General features: G+C 60.9%; 6 protein-coding genes and 1 pseudogene. 1 reads left to right on the top strand and 6 read right to left on the bottom strand.

All coding sequences use genetic code 11. The features are described 5' to 3' along the window. Positions 1–121: IS3 family transposase (locus tag ACELLULO517_RS28305; RefSeq protein ID WP_406566311.1), on the top strand; the 121-nt coding region annotated here is incomplete at its 5' end. 378 nt (positions 122–499) lie between these two features. Here ACELLULO517_RS28305 and ACELLULO517_RS28310 read toward each other — a convergent pair. The 6 genes and pseudogenes from ACELLULO517_RS28310 to ACELLULO517_RS28335 form a co-directional block, all read right to left on the bottom strand. After that, positions 500–1,194 (bottom strand): annotated as a pseudogene (locus tag ACELLULO517_RS28310) (IS630 family transposase); the annotation flags it as partial. A 342-nt stretch (positions 1,195–1,536) separates the two neighbouring features. Further along, positions 1,537–2,016, bottom strand: coding sequence for an ureidoglycolate lyase (locus tag ACELLULO517_RS28315; protein WP_227310853.1), 480 nt, complete (start codon positions 2,014–2,016; stop codon positions 1,537–1,539). Beyond that, the gene (locus tag ACELLULO517_RS28320) at positions 2,013–2,936 is read right to left on the bottom strand and encodes an allantoinase PuuE (protein WP_227310854.1); all 924 of its coding nucleotides are present in this window, start codon (positions 2,934–2,936) and stop codon (positions 2,013–2,015) included. Before ACELLULO517_RS28320 ends, ACELLULO517_RS28315 begins: the two co-directional genes overlap by 4 nt. Positions 2,937–2,952: 16 nt before the next feature. Further along, positions 2,953–3,957, bottom strand: a complete 1,005-nt coding sequence (locus tag ACELLULO517_RS28325) for an ABC transporter permease (protein WP_227310855.1) — start codon at positions 3,955–3,957, stop codon at positions 2,953–2,955. After that, entirely contained in the window at positions 3,947–5,518 is a 1,572-nt protein-coding gene (locus tag ACELLULO517_RS28330; RefSeq protein WP_227310856.1) for a sugar ABC transporter ATP-binding protein, read from the bottom strand. The genes ACELLULO517_RS28325 and ACELLULO517_RS28330 overlap by 11 nt, the downstream gene beginning before the upstream one ends. Before the next feature lie 29 nt (positions 5,519–5,547). Next, on the bottom strand, positions 5,548–6,663 hold the full coding sequence (locus ACELLULO517_RS28335; RefSeq protein ID WP_227310857.1) for a sugar ABC transporter substrate-binding protein: 1,116 nt from the start codon (positions 6,661–6,663) through the stop codon (positions 5,548–5,550). Positions 6,664–6,964: the final 301 nt, after the last annotated feature.

Below are 6,964 nucleotides of genomic sequence, written 5' to 3' on the forward strand. Positions count from 1 at the left end.
GACCCGAGCAGACGCCGAAGCTGCCATCGGTCGTTACATCGACAGCTTCTATAATCCTGTCCGGCGGCACTCGTCGCTGGACTTCATCAGCCCTGCTGCCTACGAAAGGCAGGCGGCTTGACCCGAAACAGCTCTCCACTTTTCCAAAGCAAGTCCAGGTCGCACTTGCCAACAAGATGGCCCGAACGGTCTGGGCGCTTCTCGCCCATGGCGGGGTCTACCGAGCTCCGGCCGTGGCGGGGTAAGCCGTCAAGGTCGTGGGGTGCCGTGAAGCAGGCTGAGGTCGAAGGAGAGTATGGCGCAACGGTCGTGAGACGGGGTCGGGTAAGCCAGTTCATGGACAAGCGCTATCCAAGCGCGCCAGATTGCTTTGGCCCCGATCCGCGAACTCCCATACGGGCCCGCGGCATGTCACGGCCGCATCAAAGGCCGGACACATGTCAGCACCCGATCCGCACGCCACTCGTTATTGAAGATTCCGCTTGCTCCGCAGGGGGCGTCCACACATGTCCATGATGACGATATCGCCTGGGTTGAGCGTCGGCAGCAATTGCTGGTCGACATAGGCGCGGAAGCAGCGCCCGTTGATTGGCCCGTCGAAGACGCAGGGAGCCGTGAGACCCTGAGAGCGGAGTGCTCCGAGAAAGGTCAGCGTGCGCCAATGGCCATGAGGCGCGAAACCTCGGAGGCGAGCGCCCTTCGGACCCCAGCCGCGGAGTGGCGCCATATTGGTTTTGATCCAGGTCTCGTCGATGAAGATGAGGCGGCTCGGATCAATGCCCCGCAGCCAGAGATGCCAGCGTCTGCGTTTAAGCACGATGTCGGGTCTCGCCTGCTCAAGGGCGAAGATCTTTTTTTGAAGCGCAGTCCTTCCCGGCGCAGGAAGCGCCAGATCGCGTCGTGCGAGATGGAGATACCGCGTTCGGCCAGTTCCGCCTTCAGCCTGTGCAGGGTCAGCGACGGGACTTGGCCGATCCGCTCGGCGATGAAGGCGCGATACGGCTCCAGCACGCGGGGGCGGTTCCCGCCCATGCGGTCGGGCGACACAAAACCGGTCGCGCGATGACGCTGGGACCACTTCACCACCGACGATACCGCAACCCCAAACCGAGCAGCCACAGCCCAGCTCGTCTCGCCGAACTGAACCGCAGACACCACACGCTCCTGCAGATCATTCGATAAGGCTCGGGCCATCGATGCTGACCTCCCTTCAGCCAGCATCTTGAATCACATCAACCCCGCGTCGGGGAATCAAAAATCCGATTCAGAACCAACAGGAAACGCTCTAACTGATGCCGCGGTCCACGGCGTAGGGATACGTTGCACGCGCGCATCATCGGCCACCCGGCGCGTGCGACAGCGCTCGAGCGACTTCTCGATTATGTGTCGAACCATTCCGATGTCTGGTTATGCCGACGGGATGAAATCGCGCAGCACTGGCATATGAATCATCTCAGAGTCTCGGACTGAAGAGAACCCCGGGCAGACTCTTGCTTAAATCGGCCACGTCGCTGCGGATTTCTGAGCACGTTTGGGTCAGGCTGAAATACGCACGGCTTGCGGTACCGGCACGAATTGCTCATCGGCCGTAGTGCCGTCGATGAAGGTCAGAACCGTGAACCGTGCCGTGCGCTCCAGCGCCGACAGCGGATAGTGCCACGTGTCCGCCTTGTAGTTGATGCCGGTGTCGCCTGGCACGCGGAAGGCGCGGAGTGTCGCCATGTCGGGCATGTCATCCGGTCCGTGCAACGCCACTAAAAGCATGTAGGACGCGCAGTCGATAGGCACGAAAGCCTGCGACGAATAGATGTGCCGTTCCATCTCGATCGCTTCCATTGGCAGCAACTGGGCCGCGACGGTCGCGAGGCTGAGGCGGGCCCTCGCCGAGGGCCTCAGGTTCTGCAACTCCGCGATCAATTCCAACCGGGCGCCGCCGAGGACAGGCGGCGGCAACAGAAGCCCGAACGGCGCAAAAGCCTCCGCCGTGATCGGCTCCAGCGTCAGGTGTATCGTCATGCGGGCAATCCCGCGAAAGGATGCAGCGACAACCAATGCTGTGCAATCTCCAGCCGCCGGCACACCCATACATCAGGCTTGGATGCGACGTAATCGAGGAACCGTGCCAGCCCAAGGGCCCGGCCGGGATGGCCGAGCAGGCGCATATGCATGCCGATGGACATCATCTTCGGTGCCAGGAGTCCTTCCTCATACAGCATGTCGAAACTCTCGCGGAGATAGACGAAGAAGTCGTCCCCGGTGCCGAAATTGGCGGTGCCCCACTTCACGTCATTGGTGGTGAGCGTGTATGGCACCACCAGTTGCGGACGCCCTTCTGCCATCACGTAATAGGGCAGTTCGTCATTGTAGCTGTCGCTGTCGTAGAGGAATCCGCCTTCCTCCATCAGTAGCCGGCGGGTGTTCACGCTGGGTCCATAGCGGCAGTACCAGCCGAGCGGTCGCGCGCCCATCGTGCGGGTCAGGCTTTCGATCGCGAGGCGGATATGCTCGCGCTCCTCCGCTTCGCTGAGTTTGAAGTGCTCCACCCAGCGCCAGCCGTGGCAACAGATGTCGTGGCCTGCCGCAGCGATCGCCTGGGCGGCCTCAGGATTACGCTCCAGCGCCAGCGCGCAGGCGTAGACCGTCATGGGGAAGTCGTGCTTCGCGAACACCCGCATCAGGCGCCAGAATCCAACACGGCTGCCATATTCAAACATCGATTCGGCGGCGAGATCGCGCTCGCCGCGGGGCACGGCAGCATTGGGTAATTCGGTGAGGCCGGCGTCGGTCCAGCCGTCGCCATCCATCATGCTGTATTCGGAACCCTCTTCGTAATTCATGACGAAGTTCAGCGCTATGCGCGCCCCGTTCGGCCATTTCGGGTCGGGCGGGCTGGCACCATAGCCTATGAAGTCGCGTTCGAGCAATTGTGCGGTCATGGGTGATCGTCCCTCGTCAAAACTGCTGTTCCTGCCGCCCGCGAACGAGCTGCGACAGGGTCACCGCTACCACCAGTGCGCCACCATAGAACATCTCCTGGATAAAGGAGCTGAAGCCGAGGAACACAAGACCGGTAATTCCGGTGACAAGAAAATAGACGGCGACCGTTGATCCCCAGGGATTGAAGCGACCCGGAACGATGCTGGTCGACCCGAGGAAGGCCGCCGCGAAGGCCGGCAACTGGTATGATACGCCCGAGACGGGATCCGCCGCACCTTGGGTTCCGGCGTAGAGGACGCCGGCGAGCGCCCCGAAAAAACTTGAGACGACGAGGCAGGAAATGCGAATGCGATTGGTGTTGATCCCGCTCAGCCGGGCGACCTCGCGGCCACGCCCGACGAAGAGGATACGACGCCCCAGGGCTGTGTAATCGAGCAGGTAAAAGATGAGCGCCGCAAGACCGATCGTATAATAAAATTCCAGCGGAATACCGAAAAGGCGATCAACGATGACGCCGTTCATCAAAATCGGCGAGACACCGCTGATCGTCATCGAATCGCTCATCCATAGCGTGAAGCCGTGGATGAAGGTGCCGGTGCCGAGTGTTACGATTAAGGAATGGATGCGGAATGTTGTGATCAACAAGCCGTTGATCAGGCCGATGACGAGGCCAAGCACGAGTGCGGCCGCTATCGCCCATCCGATTCCGACACCGTAGTTTACGTTCAGCACCGCGACCGTCATCGAGGAAAGTGTCATGACGAAGGCGATGGACAGGTCGAAGTCATTGGCCGTGAGCGGAATGATGAGGCCGAGCGTGACCACCACCAGCACGGCCTGCGAGCCGAGGATAGTGGACAGGTTTGCCCAGGTCAGAAATGTGTCCGGCCGCAGCGCGCCGAAAACAGCAACGAGCAGCAGCCACACGACAATCAACCCGAACTGCTCCGTCCGCTTGATGAGGAGAGAGGGGCCCCGCGCGGGACCAGTGGAGGCAGTGACCGCTATATCAGGCAACATCGGCCATATTTCCTTCTGCCGTGACGGGTGCGGCGCTGAACAGGCACCGCTCAGCGATGGCGTCTTTGCTGATCTCCGCGCCTGCGAGGCTCGCGACGACGCGCCCGCCGGAAAAGATCAGCACGCGGCTGCAGATTGCGGCGAGCTGTTCATAATCAGAGCTGGCGCATAATACGGTCGCGCCTTCCAGGGCCGCCTTGGCGATATGGCTAAAAACATTCTGGCGCGCGCCGATATCGACCCCCTGGGTCGGCTCGTCGAGGAGGATCATCACCGGCTTCTGCTGGAACCACTTCGCCAATACGACCTTCTGCTGATTGCCGCCGCTGAGCGCTGACATCGGCAATGTGGGATTGGCGGGGCGCACCTCAAAGGTCTCTCCCAATGAGCCGGCGCGCCTCACCATCGCGCGCCTGTCCAGCATCCAGGGGCGGAATCGGGAGCCGAGCACCGGCATCGTCACATTATCGCTGACGGGGAGCACGTCGATCACGCCGGCCGTGGCGCGATCCCCAGGGATCAGTACAATTCCTTGTTCGATCGCTAGTTTTGGTGAAATGGCGGGCAGGGCGACGTGACGCTTGCCGATGGCAAGTTGGCCCTGAGTCGCCCGTTTGGCCCCATAGAGCAGATAGCAGACCTCATCATACCCCGAGCCGATCAACCCCGTCAGGCCGATGACCTCGCTTCGCCCAGCCGCTAGCGAGAGGTCAACAATGCTACCGCCGCAAAGGCCTTGGATGACGATGTGGCTCGGTGCCTGGGCCTCGGCGAGCCGCGGCGGCGTAGTCGCCAGGAGCTGCCGACCCACGATGGCCTGTACGAAGTCGCGTTTTGTAGCGGTCTTGCTGTCGAGTTTTGCGGCGACCCGACCGTCTCGCAATATCGTCGCGCGATCCGTGATCTCCATCACCTCGTCCACATCGTGGGAGACAAAAATCGCACTCGCTCCTGTGGCGACGATAGAACGCACCAGGCGGAACAACTGCTCGACGTCACGCTTGGGCAGGAATGGTGTCGGCTCGTCAAGGATAAGAAGCCCATTGCCGGCTCCGTCCCCGGCACTTAGTTCGCCGGCGGCGCGGACAATGGCAAGCAGCGCGCGCTCAACCGGCGGCAGATCGGAGACGAGCGCGCCAGGGTCGATGGGCACGCCGTAACTCTCAAATTGCCGGATCGCCTTGCGGTGTTCGGCGCGCCAGTTGATTGCCCAGGCGTGGCGTCGCGCCAGACGATTGATCAAGAGGTTTTCGAGCGCCGTCAAACCCGGAATAAGCCCGAGGTGTTGATGAACGAAGCTCATCCGGTGCAGGCGAAAGGCCCCCGCCGCGAGCGGAAGCGGAACATCCACACCGCAGACCTGCAACAGGCTGCCTGCATCGGGCGGGTGGAACCCGGCCAGCACCTTGATCAAGGTCGACTTGCCGGAGCCGTTCTGGCCGAGCAGACCATGCACCTCGCCCTGCGCGACATCGAGCGCCACCTGATCGAGTGCCTTCTGGCCGCCAAACGTCTTGCTCAGATTGGACAGACGCAACGCAAGGGGAGCTGGCGCGTCCATCGTTCAAACGCTCTCAGGTCCTTGCAAGGTCAGTGCATCTGCCAGAGATCGTGAAAACCCTTCTTGTAGGCGTCGCCATAGCCTTGCGACAGCTTGGGAGGCGTGCCCGCGTCCATCGCATTCGCCTTTGTGAAAATGTAGAAGGGGATCTTCGGATCGTTCACCAGCGGCAGACCGCACAGCCGCCGCATCTCGGAATCGAGGATGGAATGGGCGATCCAATCAAGATTCTCGCCGATATCCATCTCTACCGCGCCGCGCTGAACCAGGCCGAGCACGAACGGCGTGCCATTGAAGGCATCGATCTTCACGCGCTTGGAGGCACCCGTGATGGTGACAGCGGGCGTCACGAACTGCGACATGCTGTCATAGATGACGATGATGTAGTTGATTTTGGGATCGGACAGCAGAGCCGCCTGAACGGCCGGGGTAATACGCGTTCCCCAGTCAGTCACAGCGAAGTTCATCGTCTTGGTCTTGCAGTCGTCGCAGTGTTTCAGCTCGGCATTGATACCGCTGACCATGGAATCGGTCGAGAGGGGACCGGTCGAAATCAGAACCAGCGCATCCATATGGCCGCTCGTGCGCAAGATTGCCCAATCAGCCAGCAGTCTGCCCGCCTTTGCATAATCGATCGGCACATCTCCGTCCGCATAGTGACGGACTTCGGCCGATTGCTCGACGCCATTGTAGTGCGACGGGATGACCGGAATTTTTGCGGCCCGTGCAGCATTGACCTGCGGCACTAGCACGCGTGGATCGCTGCCGGCAAGCAGGTCGATCAGGCTGTAATGCTGGTTGATGGCGGTCGTCATGCCCTGGACCCACTGCGAACTCTGGCCCTGGTTTTCCCAGGTCGTAAACTTGAAACCCACGTCCTGGGCTGTGGCCGCCATGGCTTTTTCGATATTTGCGGTAAACGGATTGGCGCTCGACACCGGGATACTGAGGATTGACTTGCCTTTCATGCAACTGGCCGCATCGAAGGCGGGGCCTGGAGCCACGAATTGCGGCTTGCTCAGATAGGGATCGAGCTTCTTCTGGAAGTATGACAGGTCATCCGCCCGCGCGGTGGAAATGCCCCCGAAAGCGGCGGATCCGGCAAGGACCGCCGTCGCAACCAAGCCCGCTACGTGCTTCTTCATGGCATCGCTCCCGTTTTAGACAATGGAAAGCGAAGCAATCTCCATGCCACTCCGGTGACCTCGCATACGAGATATCTTGATCAAGCACTGACCACGGCTGGCGCGCTGTAGTGGGTCTTCCTCAAAGTGTGGGCTGAGAAGCGGTAACATGCGGGCTCGCAGGAGATCTGTGTTCGCGCGCCCGCACATGGAGCGCTTTAGGACATGAACCCATAAAGAGCTTTGAACGGCTCGGCGGGGTGTGATTCGATTTCTGAAAGGAGATCGAATCATGGCCCGCTTTGATCTGACTGATTACGAG

This window comes from Acidisoma cellulosilyticum, assembly GCF_020621385.1.
GTDB lineage: Bacteria > Pseudomonadota > Alphaproteobacteria > Acetobacterales > Acetobacteraceae > Acidisoma > Acidisoma cellulosilyticum.